The following is a 19,357-nucleotide window of genomic DNA, read 5'->3' on the forward strand; positions in this document are numbered from 1 at the left end:
TTACAGGAGGCGTTCATGAAAAAGAAACCAATTTATCTTTATGTTTTGCTGGTCTTGTCAGCAATCGGAACTTTACTGGGAGTATGGAGCCGTTTTTTCTCCAAGTTTTCTGAGGTAGATTATACACAAATCGGTTTCTCAAAAGAGTTGAGTGATCAGACAAATCAGTTTAATAAACTTTATTTTGAATTTCTTCGCAATGGAATGAATATGCTGATTTTTTTCGTTATGACGGCTCTGTTAATAGCATCTATCGTCTTTTTGGTTAGAAAAAATCTGCAGATGGCTAATATTAGCTATATCGTTTATATACTAGTCAGTTTGTTATCTCAAGTTTACGTCTATATTTCATCGAAAGGAATTGTAGGAAAGGTATTTACAAGCCCTGAGAACATTGCGACGCATTCAAACAGTCTTCTTTTAGGAACAGTGCTGGGCTTTATTATCAGTTTAATTTATCTTTCCATCGTCGTCTTTAAGCTAATCCAGCAGCAAAAAGAGGCTGAGAAAGCGGAACTAGCTGCAAAGGAATAAAATTTGACAAATAACAGATAAGTGCTTACAATTTTAAGAAGCAATATCTGTTATTTTTTAGAATGGAGAGTAAAATGACAAAGGTTTCCCTGGTTTACATCAGCTTGAGCGGCAATACAGAGAGTTTCGTCCGTCGGCTGACAGACTATTTGTTGGAGCAGCATCCAAACCTAGAGGTGGAGAAGATTCATATCAAAGACCTGGTAAAGGAAGGGCAGCCCTTTTTTGAAATGGGCAATCCTTTTATCGCTTTTCTGCCGACTTATCTGGAGGGCGGCAATGGTGTGGACAATGGCGATGTAGAAATTCTGACAACCGATGTGGGGGACTTTATCGCCTATGGTCAGAATGCCAGCAAGTGTCTGGGCGTCATTGGCAGCGGCAATCGTAACTTTAATAATCAATATTGTCTGACCGCTAAACAATATTCAGAGCGCTTCGGATTTCCGGTTTTGGCCGATTTTGAAATGCGTGGCATGTTGGGAGATATTAAGAAGGTTGCAGGGATTATTGAAGAACTGTATCATATTGAAAAAAACGAAAACCAGTGAGGTTTTCGTTTTTTGATGTTCTAAATCAAGCTTACATCTTTTCTGGCGCTTCTACTCCCAACAGACGCAGAGCTTCTTTGAGGACAACAGCTGTTGAGTAGCTGAGAGCCAGACGGCTGTCTCGCTCAGGGCTTTCATCCAGAATCCGAGTGTGTGCATAGTATTTGTTAAAGGCTTGAGCCAGACTGATAGCATATTTGGCAATCAGAGATGGCTCATAGTTATCAGCAGCACGCTTGACAACGCGACCGAAGTCTTGGAGCAGCTTGATAATTTCCCAGCTTTCTGGATCGTTCAAGCTGTATGCAGCCTCTGCATCTGGCTGGAAGTTCGCCTTGCGCAGGATAGACTGGATACGAGCATAGGCATACTGGATGTAAGGGCCTGTTTCTCCCTCGAAGGAAACCATAGCTTCCAAATCAAAGTCGTAACCATTGCGGCGGTCAGTTTTGAGGTCGTAGAACTTAACTGCTCCAACCCCAACTGCACGAGCAACAGCGTCCTTGTTTTCCAAATCTGGGTTTTTAGCTTCAATCTGGCTCTTAGCCCGGCTGATAGCTTCCAGCAGAGTTGGTTCGAGAAGGATGATATTTCCTTTACGTGTAGACAGTTTTTGACGGTTCTTAGTCACCAGACCAAAGTCAACGTGAATCATGTCATCGCTCCAGTCAAAGCCCATCTTTTTCAGAACAGCCTTGAGCTGTCTGAAGTGGTTGGCCTGCTCTTGACCTACAACATAGACATTTTTGACAAAGTTGTAAGTGCGAGCCCGGTAGATGGCTGTTGCGATATCACGTGTGATGTAGAGGGTAGCACCGTCTGATTTTTTAATCATAGCAGGCGGAAGGTTGAAGTCTTCCAAGTCTACAATGCTAGCTCCTTTTGACTCCTGTAAAAGCCCTTTTTCTTCGAGGATTTGAATCCCTTCGTCCATCTTGTCATTGTAGAAGGCTTCACCGTTTAGGCTGTCAAACTCGACACCTAGGAGTTCGTAGATACGGTTGAATTCTGTCAGACTTTCATCTCGGAACCATTGCCAGAGCTCAGTTGCTTCTGGGTCGCCATCTTCTAGCTTCTTGAACCAAAGGCGGCCTTCTTCATCCAGAGATGGGTCGTTTTCAATCTCGGCATTGATACGCACATAGAGTTTGAGGAGCTCGTCAATAGGGTTGGCTTCAACAGCTTCCTGATTTCCCCACTTCTTATAAGCTACCATCAAGAGACCAAACTGTTTGCCCCAGTCTCCCAAGTGGTTGATTTTGATGGTGTTGTAGCCAATCTTGCGGAAGATGTTGGAAAGAGCATCACCGATAACAGTAGAGCGCAAGTGGCCGACTGAGAAAGGCTTGGCAATGTTTGGACTGGACAGGTCGATGGTGATATTCTGATTATTTCCTTCGCTTTGCTGGCCATAGTCAGCTCCATCTTTGATGACTTCTTTGATGACTTGGCCAGAAATTTCAGCCTTGCTGAGGAAAAAGTTGACATAAGGACCAGTCGCAACGACTTTATCAAAATGCGCTGTATCAATCTTTTCAGCGATATCAGCAGCGATGATTTGAGGAGCTTTGCGCTCAGTCTTTGCCAGAGAAAAGGCTGGGAAGGCGATATCACCAAGTTCAGAGCTCTTTGGCTGCTCCAATAAATTTAAAATAGCGTCTTGATCAAGGCTGTCAATAACCTTGGCCAATTCGCCGGCAATCAACTGTTTGTTATCCATATTTGCTCCTTTGTGTCTTTTGTTATTATTTTATCACATTTTTCAAGGAATCTTCAATTTTTTTGGGAATAATTTTTGGGCTAATAGGAATTTTTCTGATATAATAAGAGGGATAAGAACCTGTATTTATAGATGAGTTTTCCATCTAAATGCTTCCTTCCCTGACACTCTTGGTTAAAGTTTTTTGTTTATTCTCAGTATTCCTGCAAATCTTTGCCTAGATTGATGGAGAAGCAGCCTTTGATCGGATGAAGTGCCCTTCATGAATGCAGCTTCTAAATATTCAATAATGAGGTAAAAATGAGAAAGAATGACCGTCATCAGTTAGTCAAAACGATGATTAAGGAAGAAAAGCTAGGAACGCAAAAGGAGATTCAGGATCGTCTGGAAGCGCAAGGGATTTATGTAACGCAGACTACCCTGTCGCGTGACCTCCGTGAAATCGGCCTGACTAAGGTTAAGAAGAAGGGGCTGACTTATTATGTTTTGGCGCATGAGACTGAAGAGATTGATTTTATAGAGTTTTTAGCCAAGCATGTGGAGAGTGTAGCCAGGGCAGAGTTTAGTCTGGTTCTTCGTACGGGCCTGGGAGAGGCAACAGTGCTGGCCAATGTCGTGGATAGCTCGCTGGATAGCCGTATTCTGGGAACCGTTGCGGGTGCTAATACTCTTTTAGTGGTTTGCCGGGATCAGGCAGCTGCTCAGGAGATTGAGGAGCAAATACAGGAAGTAATGTAAGAATCACAGTTTTTTCAGGAAAAATGGAGAGGTTTGAGACGGAAGTCCTGACCTCGTTTGTTTTTAGAAAGGATAGAGATGGCAGTAGAAAAGTTATCGCCAGGCATGCAGCAGTATTTGGATATCAAAAAGGACTATCCAGATGCTTTCTTGCTCTTTCGGATGGGGGATTTCTATGAGTTGTTTTATGATGATGCGGTCAATGCCGCCCAGATTTTAGAGATTTCTCTCACCAGCCGCAATAAAAATGCTGAAAACCCCATTCCCATGGCCGGAGTTCCCTATCATTCGGCTCAGCAGTATATTGATGTTTTGGTCGAATCAGGCTATAAGGTAGCGATTGCGGAGCAGATGGAAGATCCCAAGGAAGCCAAGGGAGTTGTTAAGCGGGAGGTCGTTCAGGTTATCACACCGGGAACGGTGGTGGACTCCAGTAAGCCGGACTCTGCTAATAACTTTCTGGTGGCTCTGGATTACTCAGACGGCCTCTATGGTCTGGCTTATATGGACTTGGTGACCGGTGAGTTTCAAGTGACCAGTCTGGAGGACTTTAGCTTGGTCTGCGGGGAAATCCGCAATTTGAAAGCTAGGGAAGTGGTGCTGGGCTATGCCTTGCCAGAAGCTGAGGAGCAGGTCTTGGCTGGACAGATGAACCTTTTGCTGTCCTATGTACAGACGGCTGATGTACAGCTGTTGGGAGAGGAACTGTCTCCTATGGAGCGTCAGGCAGCGGGGAAATTGCTGGAGTATGTGCACCGGACCCAGATGAGGGAGCTCAGCCATTTGAAGAAGGCTCAGCATTATGAAATCAAGGACTTTCTGCAAATGGACTATGCCACCAAGGCGAGTCTGGATTTGACAGAAAATGCTCGTTCAGGCAAGAAGCACGGCAGTCTTTATTGGCTGATGGACGAGACGAAGACGGCCATGGGGGGCCGTATGCTGCGCTCTTGGATTCAGCGTCCACTGATTGATGAAGCGCGAATTAGCCAGCGGCAGAATGTCGTCGAGGTTTTTCTGGATCATTTCTTTGAGCGAAGTGATTTGACGGAGAGCCTCAAGGGAGTCTATGATATCGAGCGGCTGGCCAGTCGAGTGTCTTTTGGCAAGACCAACCCCAAGGATCTGCTGCAGCTGGCAGCTACATTGGGCAATGTGCCTCAGATTAAGGCTATCCTGCAAGGAATCGGCAGCCCGCACCTAGCTCGTTTGATTGAGGGCTTGGATCCTATTCCAGAGTTGGCGGGCTTGATTAGCTCAGCTATTTCGCCGGATGCACCTCATATCATCACCGAGGGCAATATCATTCAGACCGGCTTTGATGAGACCTTGGATCAGTATCGGCTTGTGCTGAGGGAGGGGACCGGATGGATTGCAGAGCTGGAAGTCAAAGAACGTGCTAACAGCGGCATCAGCAATCTGAAGATTGATTATAACAAAAAAGATGGTTACTATTTCCATGTGACCAATTCTCAGCTGGCTCATGTTCCCAGTCATTTCTTCCGCAAGGCGACCCTGAAAAATTCGGAGCGTTTCGGAACAGAGGAGCTGGCCCGGATTGAGGGAGAGATGTTGGAGGCGCGTGAAAAATCTGCTAATTTGGAATACGAGATTTTCATGCGAATTCGCGAGGAAGCTGGCAAATACATCCAGAGCTTGCAGGCCTTGGCACAAACGCTGGCAGCTGTAGATGTCCTGCAGAGCTTTGCTGCGGTGGCAGAACAGCAGCATTTGGTGCGCCCTATCTTTACTGGGGAGCGCCGTCTGCAGATTGAAAAAGGCCGGCATGCTGTTGTGGAAAAGGTCATGGGAGCCCAAAGCTACATTCCAAATAGTATTCTGCTGGACCAGGAAACGGACATCCAGCTGATTACCGGGCCTAATATGAGCGGGAAATCGACCTATATGCGCCAGTTGGCTATCATCGTTATCATGGCACAGATGGGATCTTATGTGCCCGCTCAGTCTGCTAGTCTGCCACTATTCGACGCGATTTTCACTCGCATCGGCGCAGCGGATGATTTGGTGTCCGGCCAGTCCACTTTTATGGTGGAGATGATGGAGGCCAATCGGACCATTCGGCAGGCCAGCGATCGTTCGCTCATCCTCTTTGATGAGCTGGGCCGTGGAACGGCGACTTATGATGGGATGGCGCTGGCTCAGGCTATTATTGAACATATTCATCACTATACTGGGGCCAAAACCCTCTTTGCCACCCACTATCACGAGCTGACAGCCTTAGAGGATAGTTTGGAGCATTTGGAAAATGTCCATGTGGCAACCTTGGAAAAGGACGGTCAGGTGACCTTCCTGCATAAGATTGAGCCGGGTCCGGCTGACAAGTCCTACGGAATCCATGTGGCGAAGATTGCCGGACTTCCTGAGAAATTACTGGATCGGGCGAATAGCATTTTGAGTCATTTGGAAAGTCAGGATACAGGACTAGACTCCGAGCTTCCTGCTGCATCCAGACAAAAACGGTCGCAAGTGGCGGAGCAGCTCTCTCTTTTTGCAGAAGGATCGGAAAATCCAGTCCTGACTGAACTCCGAGACTTGGACATCTATAATATGACTCCCCTGGAAGTCATGGCGGCGGTAGCCGAGCTCAAGAAGAAGCTGTAAAAACAAAGAACAGACTTGTTAATGTTTCAAGTCTGCTCTTTTTATTTCTCACGATTTGCTAGACAAACCGCTATTGATTTTTTGAATTTTACGGTAGGTGTGGTAGTAGATGGCGCCTGAAATGACCAGATAGATGAGGATGAATTCCCCGACGGCAGTCAGTGTCAGGTTGAGTATTTTTTCTCTTGGGAAAAATCCAGCTAGATTAGCCAAAAGTGCAAAGGTCAGAATCATCACACCATAGTGGCTGACGATGGAACGCAGGATGCTCCAGTCTCTTTGGAAGAAGCTTCCGCTCCATCTGAAAATAGCTCCCATGATAAACCAGATAAGCATGCAGTAGAGCATGATGAGGGAAACATGGACATGCTGGCTCAAAAAGAAGTAGCCGATAGGAGAGCGAGGGTGAAGCGGTAGATAAGCTGGATTGTAAAAATAAGAAACAATCATGGAGAAGAATAGACCGATGAAAATCCCCCCAATTCCTCCGAAAAAGAGTTCTTTAAGACGAGTTTTCATAATTGCAACCTTTCTTTGATAGATTTGAGATAACGGCGGGACGAGTATGTCTGATCGCCGTTTTTCAGAAATATTTGAATCAGACCATTTGGAGTCAGCTTGAGATGGCTGATTTGTCGGCTGTTGATAATCTCCGACTGAGAAATCTGCAGGAAATAGTCCGGCAGGACCTGCAGCAACTGATAAAGAGCTTGTTGAGCACGATAGCTGTCTTTTGCTGTTTGGACCCGAACCTGACGATTTTCTGTATAGATTCGGTGGATTTCTTTAGCATCCAGCAGATAGATGTCGTCCTCTTTTTTGACATGAATCTTGTCCTCTTTGCCTAGATGTTGAGCAAAGTGGACCAATTCCTGAATACTTTCTGTCATGAGGCGAGCCTCAATGCTAACGGAGTCTTCGGTAATTTGAGAATCGATTCTTAGCTTAACTTTCATAACTTCCTCCTTTCACCTTTATTAAACCGCAACCATGCAAAGAAAACAAGCCCTTTTGCCTATGTGGCAGTTATTTGTGTCTATCTGGTTTGGCTTGAGAGCAGAGTGGTTGAGATAAGGCTGCCTTCTGATAGAAAGAGCCCAATGTGTTATAATAGATAGCAGAACAAATACGGAGAAAAAGATGTCAAAAATTATCGAACTTCCAGAAATTCTAGCCAATCAGATTGCGGCAGGTGAGGTCATTGAGCGACCTAGCAGCGTGGTCAAGGAGCTGGTGGAAAATTCAATTGATGCGGGTGCAAGTCAGATTACTATCGAAATCGAGGAGGCCGGACTCAAGAGCATTCAGGTAACGGACAATGGCGAGGGCATAGAGCACCAAGATGTCCCTCTGGCACTTCGCCGCCATGCTACTAGCAAAATCAAGAAACAGGCGGATCTCTTTCGGATTCGGACGCTGGGTTTTCGTGGTGAGGCCATTCCTTCTATTGCTTCTGTCTCGCGTTTTACCATTGAAACAGCAACGGAAGCCGGCCAGCACGGGACTCTACTGGTTGCCCAAGGCGGTGAGATAGAAGAGCACGAGCCTGCTAGCAGTCCAGTGGGAACGAAAATCAAGATAGAAGATCTCTTCTTTAATACTCCAGCCCGACTCAAGTATATGAAGAGCCAGCAGGCTGAGCTGTCCCATATCGTTGATGTGATTAATCGGCTCAGTCTGGCCCATCCGGAAGTGGCTTTCACCCTTATCAGCGACGGCCGCGAAATGACACGGACTGCCGGTAGTGGCAATCTGCGTCAGGCTATTGCAGGAATTTATGGTCTGGCAACAGCTAAGAAAATGGTGGAAATCTCTGCTTCGGATTTGGACTTTGAGGTGAGTGGCCATGTCAGCTTGCCTGAGCTGACTCGTGCAAATCGGAATTATATTACGATCCTTATCAACGGCCGCTATATTAAGAATTTCCTGCTCAATCGTGCTATTTTGGACGGCTACGGCAGCAAGCTTATGGTAGGCCGCTTTCCACTCGCGGTCATCAATATTCAGATTGACCCCTATCTAGCTGATGTCAATGTCCATCCGACCAAGCAAGAGGTGCGGATTTCTAAAGAGCGGGAACTCATGGCCTTGGTTTCGCAAGCCATTGCGACCAGTCTCAAGGAGCAAGACCTTATCCCGGATGCTTTGGGAAACCTAGCCAAATCAACTGTTAAGCGTGCGACTAAGCCCGAACAGACCAGTCTTCCGCTGAAGGAAAATCGGCTCTACTACGATAAGGAGCAGAATGACTTTTTCCTCAAGCCACAGGTGGCCGAGCAGCAGCTATCCTTTGAAGAATCAGCGGAGCCTGTTCATGAAGCGACAGATGAAAAAGCAGAACCGCAACCGACTTCGGTCAAATTCGCAGAGAGAAAGCCGGCTAGCTATGACCAGTTAGACCATCCAGAGCTAGATCAAGCCAGTCTGGAGCGGGCTGTGGATAAGTTGGAACAGGAAGAGAAGTCAAGCTTCCCAGAGTTAGAATATTTCGGTCAGATGCATGGCACTTATCTCTTTGCTCAGGGCAAGGGCGGTCTTTACATTATTGACCAGCATGCTGCCCAAGAGCGGGTCAAGTATGAGTATTATCGGGAGAAGATTGGGGATGTGGACAATAGCCAACAGCAGCTCTTAGTGCCCTATATCTTTGAATTTCCAGCGGACGATATGTTGCGAATCAAGCAGCGGATGGAGCTGTTAGAAGATGCTGGCATCTTTTTAGAAGAGTACGGAGCCAATCAGTTTATCCTCCGCGAGCATCCCATTTGGTTCAAGGAAGAGGAGATTGAGGCAGGCATCTATGAGATGTGTGATATGCTTCTCCTGACCAAGGAAGTTTCCATCAAGAAATATCGAGCAGAGCTAGCTATTATGATGAGCTGCAAACGCTCCATCAAGGCCAACCACAGTCTGGATGACTACTCTGCGCGTGACTTGCTCTTTCAGCTGTCCCAGTGTGACAATCCTTACAACTGCCCTCACGGCCGACCGGTCTTAGTCAACTTTACCAAGTCGGATATGGAAAAAATGTTCCGCCGCATTCAGGAAAATCATACTAGCCTGCGGGAGTTAGGGAAATACTAAACTTTATAGAAGATAAAGCAGCCCTAGTCATAGAACTAGAGCTGTTTTTTAATGTTTGACCTGAACTTGTGTTCTAGCAAGCAAATCAGCTGGATGGCGTTTGTCCTTGCGAAACAGTCCCATCAGCAGAAAGATTAAGAAGAGAATCCCTGCCGAAGTTGACAAGAAAATTGACAAAGCATCTGCTTGATAAGCACTACGGATAGCTCCCATATGCCCCAGCTGCCAAGGGAAAAACTTAGTAGCAGAGCGCAAAAGGTTGTGAGCAAAGCTCCTATGCTTGTAAACCAGCTGTAAACCTGCCCAACGCTTGCCAAAACTGCCTTTTCTATAGTCTAGCCAAGCAAAGATGATAGTTAGAGGCAGAACTGAGGTAGAAAAAGCCAGAAGTTGGCTCTGAGCTTCAGTGAATGCAGGAATGCCTCCTAGAACCAGATTGTAAAAGCCCATAGCCAGTAAAAAAAGAGCAATGAGGTAGCCCGAGATGAAAAGCCAGTCTCCAAGCAGCTCCTTCAGACGATTTTTGACAGGTATGGGATTGTCAGTTTTTAGTTTCATCTTTAGCATCTTCTTTCTTAGAATCCTCATCAAGGCCTATAACCTTGTCCAGATACTTTTTCTTAATCTTTAGCGCCTTGTTAATAGCCATCGCTGATGCGACTAAGAGGAAGAAGGATAGCCAGACCAGTTCAGTGAATTTTGCTGGAAAGCTAGAACCCGCAAAAAAGAGAAAGATAGCCAGAGCTGATACAAAAATATACAGAACCTGCCAGAAGCCATAAGATTTTACTTCCTTGTAGTAGCGATCTTTTTCGTCTTCTGAGAGGACGGGTTTTATTTCCGGCTTGTCGCTTTCTTCTAAAAGCAGATAATCTGTCGTCACTTGGAAAATCTTGCTCAGTTCTACAACTTTTTCGAGTTCTGGCAGCGCTTGGCCAGACTCCCACTTGGAAATACTCTGGCGAGAGACATTGATTTGTTCAGCCAGTTTTTCTTGTGACCAGCCTTTTTCTTTTCTTAGTTCAAATAATTTATCGGCGAGTTTCATCATCACAGCCTCCTTTTCTTTCCTAACTCTATCCTAACAGCTTTTAGTCATCTTGAGAATACAGCTTCCTGTACATTTTGTCAACCACCGGTTGCACTTCTATTTGCAGTTTCTAGACCAAAAATATGATATACTAGATAGGCCAAATGATACAAAAAGAAGGAAGATTATGTACGAATATTTTAAAGGAATCATCAGCAAAATTACAGCTAAATACATTGTATTGGAAGTCAACTCTATTGGCTATATTCTTCATGTGGCCAACCCCTATGCTTACTCAGGGCATCTTCATCAGGAAGTCAAGGTTTATGTTCACCAAGTGGTGAGAGAAGACGCGGAGCTCCTGTACGGTTTTGCGACCGAGGAGGAGAAGCAACTCTTTCTCAGTTTGATTTCGGTTTCGGGTATAGGCCCAGTCTCTGCTCTGGCAATTATTGCGGCTGATGATAATGCTGGTTTAGTGCAAGCCATTGAGCAAAAAAACATCACCTACTTGACCAAGTTTCCTAAGATTGGTAAGAAGACAGCCCAGCAGATGGTGCTAGACTTAGAAGGCAAGGTAGTGGCGGCAGGCAGCCCAGCAAAAAGCAAGGCGTCCGTCCAGACTGTGGATAATCAGGAGCTGGAGGAAGCCATGGAAGCCATGCTGGCTTTGGGCTACAAAGCTGCTGAACTTAAGAAAATCAAGAAATTCTTTGAAGGAACAACTGACACAGCTGAAAACTATATCAAGTCAGCTCTCAAGATGTTAGTGAAATAGGAGTAAGCTATGACCAAACGCTGCGGCTGGGTAAAAATGAACAACCCCTTGTATGTAGCCTACCATGATGAGGAGTGGGGCAAGCCTCTCCATGATGATCAGAAATTATTTGAATTGCTCTGCATGGAGACCTATCAGGCCGGACTTTCTTGGGAGACCATTCTGAATAAACGTCAGGCTTTTCGGGAAGTTTTTCATTTTTATGATGCCCAGAAAATTGCTCAGATGACGGATACAGATCTGGATGGTTTGTTGGACAATCCTGACATCATCCGTAACAAGATGAAAATTTATGCGACTAGGGACAATGCCCAAGCTTTTTTGGCTGTTCAAAAGCAGTTTGGCTCTTTTAATGACTATATCTGGTCCTTTGTCGGTTTTAAAACGATTGACAATCAAATTACGAACTACAAGGAAGCACCTACTAAGACAGAGCTGTCAGAAACTATGTCCAAGGCGCTGAAAAAGCAAGGCTTCAAGTTTGTCGGTCCAGTTTGTGTCTATTCATTCCTAGAAGCAGCTGGACTTATCAATGATCATGAAAATGATTGTGACTTCAATCCACATAAAAATACCGTTTGAGAAAAACTCTCAACGGTATTTTTCAATTTCTTCTTTTAGCGATTTTACTAGCTCTTTTTCATCGGCAAGTTGTAGTAGAGCAATCCCTTTTTTTATTAATTCGTTATCATTTTTGCAAATTCCAAGTCGAATCTGTGAAAGCCCGAGGGAATCATAACGTTTTTCTTTTTTTGACAAATCGTAAATGTACGTAGTAATTTCAGCGCATTCTCTCTTTAATCCATTATAAAGATAGATGGTAGAAAGGTTGACTAAGAGTCCGATTTGTACATTATTCCCATAGCGAAATGATTTGTATTTTTTTATGCTATTTAAAATCTTTTGGGTAAATTCTTTAATATTTTCTAAAGGGAAGAAATAAAGGATAGTAGAAAGAAGTCGAAAATCACTTTCATACCAAGTGTCCTGTTTCTCTAAATACGCCCAAATTTTATTGGTAGTAGCATTAATTTCTTTTGTCTCAGCAATTCCATTTTGTCTTAAATGAATAGTAATATTGATGCTATCTAAAGCATGTTTAATCGGAATATCGGAATGTTTATATAGATATGCCTCGCATTCTCTCTTCAATTGTAACAAGCTTTTCGTCCCTACAATAGACTCACCTTGGTTGTAAAGAGAATTTAAAATTTTCTGTCTCTGACTAGGTTGATAATAATCACAAATGTATTTAAATTCTTCTAGTGTCATATCTATCTGGCGAAGTAAAAAAATCATGGTATCGAACTTTGGCACGACTTGCCCGCTTTCAATTCGTGCCAAAGTTGAGCGAGCTAAAAAATCCCCACAAATTTCTTCTTGAGTCAACCCTTTTGATTTCCTAATTTCTTTATAGATTTTTCCATAATCCCAGCGCATAAGAACCCTCTTTGAAAATGTTACTAAAAGCTACGTTTTGAGAAAGCGTTTTAAAATAGTATATCATTAAATAAAAGGGAGGGCAAATATGAAAAAAGTGAAATACAATTCTATTTTATTGGCAATGACGCTAATAATGCTTGTAAATGTACTCCCATGGTGGTGGCCTTGGGAATAGGTCTAAATATGAAAGAGAGGAGGGTGAGCCCAAAAGGCTAAATAAGACTTTACATTAAATTATATTACCTTTGAAAACAAGTAGTCAGTGAGGTACTAAAAATGAGGAAAAGCAGAATAAAATGGTTTTATTCCGTTGTTTTGTTGGTATTTGTTTTATTTGCACCTGTAGCAAGTATCAGAGCTGATATAGTGAACAGCGGAGAGGTAAAAATACAAGGAGAGGTTCCACGATATACTGACCCGGCCAATCAGTTTTACTATAGATATACAGCGAAACCTTATGATTTTTATTATAATCCTTATACAGGTGAGTGGAAAATGGTTCAAGTAATACCCACTTTACAGCACATGGTAAATGTTATGTTTGATGGTTGGGCTAGATACGGACCGTGGGTACCGCGTGTTTATAGATAAGGAGGTAGCTGCTGTGAGAAAAGCTAAAGAAAAAGAGCTTTTACATCTATTGCAAGAAGTATACCATTTAGATACGACTAAAAAGGATGAGAAATTTTCACAGCTAATCTTATCTACTGTTTATAAGATTGAAAATGGTAAGAATGCTTCAATTGAGTGTGTCCGTCTAATCCCTTTTTTAAATCAGTATCTATTGTCTGCCCCTTCAAAAGAATTAGTAGACTTACAGACCTTCTTGCAAAGGGAAAGTAATTTTTACAGGGGCTGGATTAGTTTTTTTAGCTGGTTTTAGTTGTATTTAAAAGAACCTGGGACAAAAGTCCAACCTCAAATATAAAAAGCGAACAAAACTAGTTTTCTGGTAATCAGAATTCTGCTTTGTTCGCTTTTCGCATTTAATTATAAATTTGAAGGGCTTAATAATTAAGATTTTTAAAAATTGAAATCTTTTTGTCCCAAACTCTTTTTATTGGAATTTATCTCTCCATTATAAAAAGATTCAAACCATTTGCCAATAGCATTTTCCTAACAATCTAGTTATTCTGCATAACACCAGTCATTCTTAAAAGTTTTCCACAGCATGTTGACAAGTTTGTCAAGGAACTTGACAGCTCTTTTTATTTCCTGGAATGAAAATCAACTTTTTTAAGATTTTTTGTGATAAAATAAAGCCAATTCCGAATAGTAAGGTAGGAGGTTCTATGAAAGCAGAAATTATTGCTGTGGGCACTGAGATTCTGACCGGTCAGATTGTCAATACCAATGCCCAATTTTTATCTGAAAAACTGGCGAGTCTGGGGATTGATGTCTATTTTCAGACAGCAGTAGGGGACAATGAAAATCGTCTCCTCTCTGTTTTGGAAATTGCTCAAGGACGCAGTAATCTAATTATCCTGACAGGAGGCTTGGGCCCAACAGAGGATGATTTGACCAAGCAAACCTTGGCTAAATTCTTAGAGCGCGAGCTCATTTTTGATCCTCAGGCTGTGGAAAAGCTGGATCGCTTTTTTGCTAGCCGGCCGGATTATGCTCGAACGCCCAATAATGAGCGTCAGGCCCAGCTGGTCGAAGGCTCAACTCCGTTGTCAAATGCGACCGGCTTAGCTGTCGGAGGATTGTTAGAAGCAGACGGAGTGACCTATGTAGTCCTGCCTGGCCCGCCTAGTGAGCTCAAGCCCATGGTCAATAACGAGCTGGTTCCCCTCTTATCCACAGGTCAGAAATTGTATTCACGGGTGCTGCGCTTCTTTGGTATCGGCGAGAGTCAGCTAGTGACTATTTTGGCAGAAATGATTGAACAGCAGAACGACCCCACCATTGCTCCTTATGCAAAGACAGGGGAAGTTACCCTGCGACTGTCCACCAAGGCTCTGAGTCAGGCAGAAGCTGACACCAAGTTTGAGGCTGTGGAAAAGTTAATTTTGGCACACAAGACTTTTGAGGGACATTCACTGTCAGAGATTTTCTATGGTTATGGGGATGACAATTCCTTGGCACAGGCGGCTTTTGACTTGCTGAAGAGTCAAGGAAAGACGATTTCGGCGGCGGAGAGTCTGACAGCAGGGCTCTTTCAGGCGACCTTGGCTGATTTTGCTGGAGCCTCTTCCATTTTTTCAGGTGGCTTTGTCACCTACAGCATGGAGGAAAAGAGCCGGATGCTGGATATTCCGTTGGGAGACCTGGAGAAGCACGGTGTCGTTTCCGCTTTTACGGCTGGGAAAATGGCAGAGCAGGCTAGAAAGCTGACCGAAAGTGACCTAGCTGTCAGTCTGACAGGTGTGGCTGGTCCAGATTCACTGGAAGGCCATCCAGCAGGGACCGTTTTTATCGGCTTAGCAAGTGCTTCAGGAACAGAAATTATTAAGGTCAATATTGCTGGACGCAGTCGGTGTGATGTGCGGAAAATTGCTGTTCTGCACGCCTTCAACCTAGTACGAAAAACTTTATTAAATAGCTGATTTTTGGTATAATGACGAAGATGGCCAAAAGACATTTTAGAAAAAACAGGAGAAATAAATGGCAAAGAAACAAAAAAAATTAGACGAAATCTCAAAGAAATTCGGCGATGAGCGCCAAAAAGCCTTGGATAATGCTCTTAAAAACATTGAAAAGGACTTCGGTAAGGGAGCCATTATGCGTCTTGGCGAGCGGGCAGAGCAAAAGGTTCAAGTTATGAGTTCTGGCTCTTTGGCCTTGGATATTGCCCTTGGTGCTGGTGGTTACCCTAAGGGACGGATTATTGAAATCTATGGTCCGGAGTCTTCTGGTAAGACAACCGTTGCGCTTCACGCTGTTGCTCAAGCGCAAAAAGAAGGTGGTATCGCAGCCTTTATCGATGCTGAGCATGCTTTGGATCCGTCATACGCGGCTGCTCTAGGTGTTAATATTGATGAGTTGCTGCTGTCTCAACCGGATTCTGGCGAACAGGGACTGGAAATTGCCGGTAAGCTGATTGACTCAGGTGCGGTGGACTTGGTGGTTGTGGACTCAGTTGCAGCCCTGGTACCGCGTGCGGAAATCGATGGCGATATCGGTGACAGCCATGTCGGCTTGCAGGCTCGGATGATGAGCCAAGCGATGCGCAAGCTGTCTGCTTCTATCAACAAAACGAAGACGATTGCGATTTTCATTAACCAGCTGCGCGAAAAAGTTGGCGTTATGTTTGGTAATCCTGAAACAACACCAGGTGGCCGTGCACTGAAGTTCTATGCTTCTGTCCGTCTGGATGTCCGTGGTAATACTCAAATCAAGGGAACTGGTGATGAGAAGGATACCAATGTTGGTAAAGAAACCAAAATCAAGGTCGTTAAAAATAAGGTAGCTCCGCCATTCAAAGAAGCTTTCGTGGAAATCATGTACGGAGAAGGTATTTCTAAGACAGGTGAGCTGATTAAGATTGCGACTGATTTGGATATCATCAAAAAAGCTGGTGCTTGGTACTCCTACAATGATGAAAAAATCGGTCAAGGATCCGAAAATGCCAAGAAATACTTGGCGGATCATCCAGAAGTCTTTGACGAAATTGACCGTCAGGTTCGTGTCCGCTATGGTTTGATTGAAGGCGATGAGCTAGCAGAAGCGGTTGGCAGCAAGGCTGACAGCCCTGTGGAAACGATGGAAGAAGTGACTCTGGATTTGGACGATGCCATCGAAATTGAAGAGTAATTTTGCAAAATAGGTCGCAAGACCGATGGTTTTTGTGATATAATAGACTACGATATTAGTATCGTGTAGCGAAAGGAGTACTTACATGATCACAATCTATACTGTCTCAAGTTGTACTAGTTGTAAAAAAGCAAAAACCTGGCTAAACGCTCATCAATTAACTTATAAAGAACAAAATTTAGGCAAAGAAGGCATCACCAAAGAGGAACTTCTGGATATTTTAACCAAAACAGAAAATGGTATCGCGAGCATTGTTTCATCAAAAAACCGCTATGCTAAGGGGTTGGGTGTTGACATTGAAGAGCTAAGTGTCAACGAAGTTCTTGACATCATCATGGAGACCCCGCGTATTTTGAAAAGTCCTATCTTAGTGGATGATAAACGTCTCCAAGTTGGTTACAAAGAAGATGATATCCGTGCTTTTCTGCCGCGTTCTGTTCGCAATGTTGAAAATGCAGAAGCTCGTCTGCGGGCAGCTCTCTAATCTTTGAATATAACTGAAAGAGTCGGGAAGAGGATCTCGGCTCTTCTTTTTGTTCAGATTGACAGCAGTCTTTAGCGACTGGATGGATTGACAAGGAGCAGAACTGTGATACAATATCTCTGAGGAGGATGGAAGATGAAGAAAATTTTATTAGGACTGGGATTGAGTGTGGCACTGTTAGCAGGCTGTGGACATAAAAAGACAGAGACGAATTCGAATGCGGCTGACAAGAAAGAAATCAGCAATAATCTGCCTATCATTGATAATGCCAAGCAGCAGGAAGTGATTACTCGGACGCTTGTTTTTCCAAAGGATGAACGAGGAAATCAGCAGAGTCAGATAGTGACTTATCAGGGAGAGCATTTCAAACGCTTGGTCGTTGAAAGGCTGACTGCGACTGATGATGAGATGAAAGAAGCCATCAAGCAAATGGGGCTGGAGGAAGCGCAGAAGTCGCTCAATGAGTCACTGGAGCAGGATGCAGACTATGTGCAGGCTCGTGGACTTCAAGGCTTCAGCGGTTCAGTGACAATTTTGAATGAGAACGAACTGAAAATGACTTCTACCTATGACTTTGAGAGTTTGGATATTGAAAAAGCAGCGTCTATGCCTTATTTTCAAAATCTCAAGCTCAAAGAAATGATCAAGCTGACGCCAGAAGAATATATCAACAATCTCCTGATGAATGGAGCAGAAGAGCAGAAATAAGCTGCTCTTTTTTATTACATTTTAATGACAGAGTGACAATCAGTTTGACAGCGCCATTTTTATAATGATATGATAAAATCAGCTCAATATTGAAGGAGATAAGACATGAGAAAATTAATTGTCTTTTTGCTGGCAGCTTTGGCAATCTTAACAGCTTGCAGTCAGCAGTCAAATAACAGTTCATCCTCACAGGGAGGAGCTGGAAAAGGAGATATTGTCACTAAGTCCTATAAAACTGAGAAGCAATTGGAACATGGAAAAGAAACCAGAATCTTAACCGTCAGCTACAGCGATCAGAAGTATGATAAGGTTATCCTGCATGTCAGCAAGGCTATTCCTGACAACATCAAGGAAGCTCTGTCAAAACAGGATGTTTCCACTGTGAAGAAGGAAATGCTGTCTTTGATCGAGGAAGCACTGGGTCTGAAAGAAGCGGTGAATATCACCGGTCTTGACTTGAAAACAGATATGACAGCGGAAGAGATTTCCCTGGAGATGACTATCGATCCTGAGAATCTAGACTACGAAGCAGCCAAAAAGCTACCAAACTACGCGCAGCTGTTTGAGCAAATCGAGACCCTGACTCCAGAAGAATTGCTGAACAAGTTTAAGGGAAGCGACGGCGTGGAAGTGCCCGCTTCAAATTAGGAAGTTTCCATCCAGCTCTCTGAAGAGAGCTGGATTTTTGCTGGATTTCAGAGCCAGACTTGGGATAAATATTAGCTAAAGCTTATTGAAAAATTAGGAGAATTCGGGTGAATTAAATTTGTGAAAAGCCTATAATTATGCTATAATAGGGATATTCTAAAGAAAGAGGGTGTAATTGTGGGATTTACAGATGAAACAGTACGTTTTAATCTCGATGATTCAAATAAAAAGGAAATTAGCGAGACTTTGACCGATGTCTACAAGTCGCTCAATGAAAAAGGATACAATCCAATCAATCAAATCGTGGGATACGTACTCAGTGGCGATCCTGCGTACGTACCTCGCTATAACAACGCCCGCAATCAAATCCGCAAATACGAGCGCGATGAGATTGTTGAGGAGTTGGTTCGTTATTATTTGAAAGGACAAGGCGTCGATCTCTAATGAGAATTATGGGATTAGATGTGGGCTCGAAAACGGTTGGGGTTGCCATTAGTGATCCTCTTGGTTTTACGGCCCAAGGACTGGAGATTATTCCGATTCATGAAGAAAAGGGTGAATTCGGCTTAGAGCGCTTGGGCGAGCTGGTGAAAGAGTACAAGGTTGATAAGTTTGTTATTGGCCTGCCTAAGAATATGAACAATACCAGCGGGCCTCGAGTGGAGGCTAGCCAGGCTTATGGCCAGCGGGTTGCTGAGCTATTTGGCCTGCCGGTTGACTATCAGGATGAGCGCTTGACGACTGTGGCTGCTGAGCGCATGCTGGTGGAGCAGGCGGACATTAGCCGCAGTAAGCGCAAGAAAGTTATTGATAAGCTGGCGGCGCAGCTGATTTTGCAGAATTATCTGGATCGAAATTTTTAGAAAAGAAATGAAGGAGACACTAGTATGACACATGATCATAACCATGACCACGAGCATGAAGAGCGTGAATTAATCACCTTGGTTGACGAGCAAGGAAACGAGACTTTATTTGAAATTCTTTTGACCATTGATGGTAAGGAAGAGTTTGGCAAGAATTATGTTCTTTTGATTCCGGCCAATGCGGAAGAAGATGAGAACGGTGAAGTAGAGATTCAAGCTTATTCCTTTACCGAAAATGAAGACGGTACAGAAGGCGACCTGCAGCCAATCCCAGAAGACTCAGATGCTGAATGGGATATGATTGAAGAAGTCTTCAACAGCTTTATGGAGGAGTAAGACTGGCCTAGCCTCGCTTCTGGAAATGGGCAAGCGCAGGCAAGATGCTAGCTGAACTTGAC

General features: G+C 43.9%; 22 protein-coding genes. 16 read left to right on the top strand and 6 right to left on the bottom strand.

Going from position 1 to position 19,357, the window contains the following annotated elements; translation table 11 throughout:
- The first annotated feature begins 15 nt into the window (after positions 1–15).
- Together RWX26_RS09465 and nrdI are read left to right on the top strand one after the other, a co-directional pair.
- Positions 16–534, top strand: coding sequence for a hypothetical protein (locus RWX26_RS09465; protein WP_314581196.1), 519 nt, complete (start codon positions 16–18; stop codon positions 532–534).
- Positions 535–596: 62 nt separating this feature from the next.
- Entirely contained in the window at positions 597–1,085 is a 489-nt protein-coding gene (nrdI, locus tag RWX26_RS09470) for a class Ib ribonucleoside-diphosphate reductase assembly flavoprotein NrdI (RefSeq protein WP_314581198.1), read from the top strand.
- A 31-nt stretch (positions 1,086–1,116) separates the two neighbouring features.
- On the opposite strand, the gene argS is transcribed toward nrdI, so the two are convergent.
- A complete protein-coding gene (gene argS, locus RWX26_RS09475; protein ID WP_314581199.1) occupies positions 1,117–2,805 on the bottom strand; it encodes an arginine--tRNA ligase in 1,689 nt (562 codons plus the stop codon).
- Positions 2,806–3,105: 300 nt separating this feature from the next.
- Here argS and argR point away from each other — a divergent pair, with 300 nt between their 5' ends.
- Both argR and mutS read left to right on the top strand, forming a co-directional pair.
- On the top strand, positions 3,106–3,543 hold the full coding sequence (argR, locus tag RWX26_RS09480; RefSeq protein ID WP_002920445.1) for an arginine repressor: 438 nt from the start codon (positions 3,106–3,108) through the stop codon (positions 3,541–3,543).
- 78 nt (positions 3,544–3,621) lie between these two features.
- Positions 3,622–6,165 carry a DNA mismatch repair protein MutS gene (gene mutS, locus RWX26_RS09485; protein WP_314581202.1) on the top strand — a complete coding sequence of 848 codons (2,544 nt, stop codon included), beginning with the start codon at positions 3,622–3,624 and terminating at the stop codon, positions 6,163–6,165.
- Positions 6,166–6,213: 48 nt separating this feature from the next.
- Here the strand turns inward: mutS and RWX26_RS09490 are convergent, their stop codons facing one another.
- Entirely contained in the window at positions 6,214–6,684 is a 471-nt protein-coding gene (locus RWX26_RS09490; protein ID WP_314581205.1) for a DUF3021 domain-containing protein, read from the bottom strand.
- Positions 6,681–7,121 (bottom strand): LytTR family DNA-binding domain-containing protein, encoded by a 441-nt coding sequence (locus tag RWX26_RS09495; RefSeq protein ID WP_314581207.1) that lies wholly within the window; start codon positions 7,119–7,121, stop codon positions 6,681–6,683. Before RWX26_RS09495 ends, RWX26_RS09490 begins: the two co-directional genes overlap by 4 nt.
- A 184-nt stretch (positions 7,122–7,305) precedes the next feature.
- Between RWX26_RS09495 and mutL the strand changes: the two genes are divergently transcribed.
- Entirely contained in the window at positions 7,306–9,249 is a 1,944-nt protein-coding gene (gene mutL / locus RWX26_RS09500; protein ID WP_314581209.1) for a DNA mismatch repair endonuclease MutL, read from the top strand.
- Positions 9,250–9,297: 48 nt separating this feature from the next.
- Here mutL and RWX26_RS09505 read toward each other — a convergent pair whose 3' ends face one another.
- Positions 9,298–9,807, bottom strand: coding sequence for an RDD family protein (locus RWX26_RS09505; RefSeq protein ID WP_314581211.1), 510 nt, complete (start codon positions 9,805–9,807; stop codon positions 9,298–9,300).
- Positions 9,791–10,297: a helix-turn-helix transcriptional regulator gene (locus tag RWX26_RS09510; protein ID WP_314581266.1), complete on the bottom strand. Its 507-nt coding sequence runs from the start codon at positions 10,295–10,297 to the stop codon at positions 9,791–9,793. The genes RWX26_RS09505 and RWX26_RS09510 overlap by 17 nt, the downstream gene beginning before the upstream one ends.
- 169 nt (positions 10,298–10,466) lie before the next feature.
- On the opposite strand from RWX26_RS09510, the gene ruvA reads away from it, so the two are divergent.
- Together ruvA and RWX26_RS09520 are read left to right on the top strand one after the other, a co-directional pair.
- Positions 10,467–11,057, top strand: coding sequence for a Holliday junction branch migration protein RuvA (gene ruvA, locus RWX26_RS09515; RefSeq protein ID WP_314581215.1), 591 nt, complete (start codon positions 10,467–10,469; stop codon positions 11,055–11,057).
- A 9-nt stretch (positions 11,058–11,066) separates the two neighbouring features.
- The gene (locus RWX26_RS09520; protein ID WP_314581218.1) at positions 11,067–11,639 is read left to right on the top strand and encodes a DNA-3-methyladenine glycosylase I; all 573 of its coding nucleotides are present in this window, start codon (positions 11,067–11,069) and stop codon (positions 11,637–11,639) included.
- Positions 11,640–11,648: 9 nt separating this feature from the next.
- On the opposite strand, the gene RWX26_RS09525 is transcribed toward RWX26_RS09520, so the two are convergent.
- The gene (locus RWX26_RS09525) at positions 11,649–12,497 is read right to left on the bottom strand and encodes a helix-turn-helix domain-containing protein (RefSeq protein ID WP_314581219.1); all 849 of its coding nucleotides are present in this window, start codon (positions 12,495–12,497) and stop codon (positions 11,649–11,651) included.
- 607 nt (positions 12,498–13,104) lie between these two features.
- Here RWX26_RS09525 and RWX26_RS09530 point away from each other — a divergent pair.
- From RWX26_RS09530 to RWX26_RS09570, 9 genes are all read left to right on the top strand, one after another.
- The gene (locus tag RWX26_RS09530; RefSeq protein WP_223310420.1) at positions 13,105–13,383 is read left to right on the top strand and encodes a bacteriocin immunity protein; all 279 of its coding nucleotides are present in this window, start codon (positions 13,105–13,107) and stop codon (positions 13,381–13,383) included.
- A gap of 409 nt (positions 13,384–13,792) precedes the next feature.
- Positions 13,793–15,049 (top strand): competence/damage-inducible protein A, encoded by a 1,257-nt coding sequence (locus tag RWX26_RS09535; protein WP_314581224.1) that lies wholly within the window; start codon positions 13,793–13,795, stop codon positions 15,047–15,049.
- A gap of 58 nt (positions 15,050–15,107) precedes the next feature.
- On the top strand, positions 15,108–16,256 hold the full coding sequence (gene recA / locus RWX26_RS09540; RefSeq protein WP_314581227.1) for a recombinase RecA: 1,149 nt from the start codon (positions 15,108–15,110) through the stop codon (positions 16,254–16,256).
- Positions 16,257–16,341: 85 nt separating this feature from the next.
- Complete coding sequence (gene spx / locus RWX26_RS09545) at positions 16,342–16,740, top strand: transcriptional regulator Spx (protein ID WP_002894078.1); 399 nt, start codon at positions 16,342–16,344, stop codon at positions 16,738–16,740.
- A 135-nt stretch (positions 16,741–16,875) separates the two neighbouring features.
- A complete protein-coding gene (locus tag RWX26_RS09550; protein WP_314581229.1) occupies positions 16,876–17,448 on the top strand; it encodes an SP0191 family lipoprotein in 573 nt (190 codons plus the stop codon).
- A 105-nt stretch (positions 17,449–17,553) separates the two neighbouring features.
- Entirely contained in the window at positions 17,554–18,096 is a 543-nt protein-coding gene (locus RWX26_RS09555; protein WP_314581231.1) for a hypothetical protein, read from the top strand.
- A gap of 177 nt (positions 18,097–18,273) precedes the next feature.
- A complete protein-coding gene (locus RWX26_RS09560) occupies positions 18,274–18,540 on the top strand; it encodes an IreB family regulatory phosphoprotein (protein ID WP_002894075.1) in 267 nt (88 codons plus the stop codon).
- Complete coding sequence (ruvX, locus tag RWX26_RS09565; protein WP_002902035.1) at positions 18,540–18,959, top strand: Holliday junction resolvase RuvX; 420 nt, start codon at positions 18,540–18,542, stop codon at positions 18,957–18,959. Before RWX26_RS09560 ends, ruvX begins: the two co-directional genes overlap by 1 nt.
- 24 nt (positions 18,960–18,983) lie before the next feature.
- On the top strand, positions 18,984–19,295 hold the full coding sequence (locus RWX26_RS09570) for a DUF1292 domain-containing protein (protein WP_002894073.1): 312 nt from the start codon (positions 18,984–18,986) through the stop codon (positions 19,293–19,295).
- Positions 19,296–19,357: the final 62 nt, after the last annotated feature.

Source organism: uncultured Streptococcus sp. (assembly GCF_963536705.1).
In the GTDB taxonomy this organism is placed as follows: Bacteria; Bacillota; Bacilli; order Lactobacillales; family Streptococcaceae; genus Streptococcus.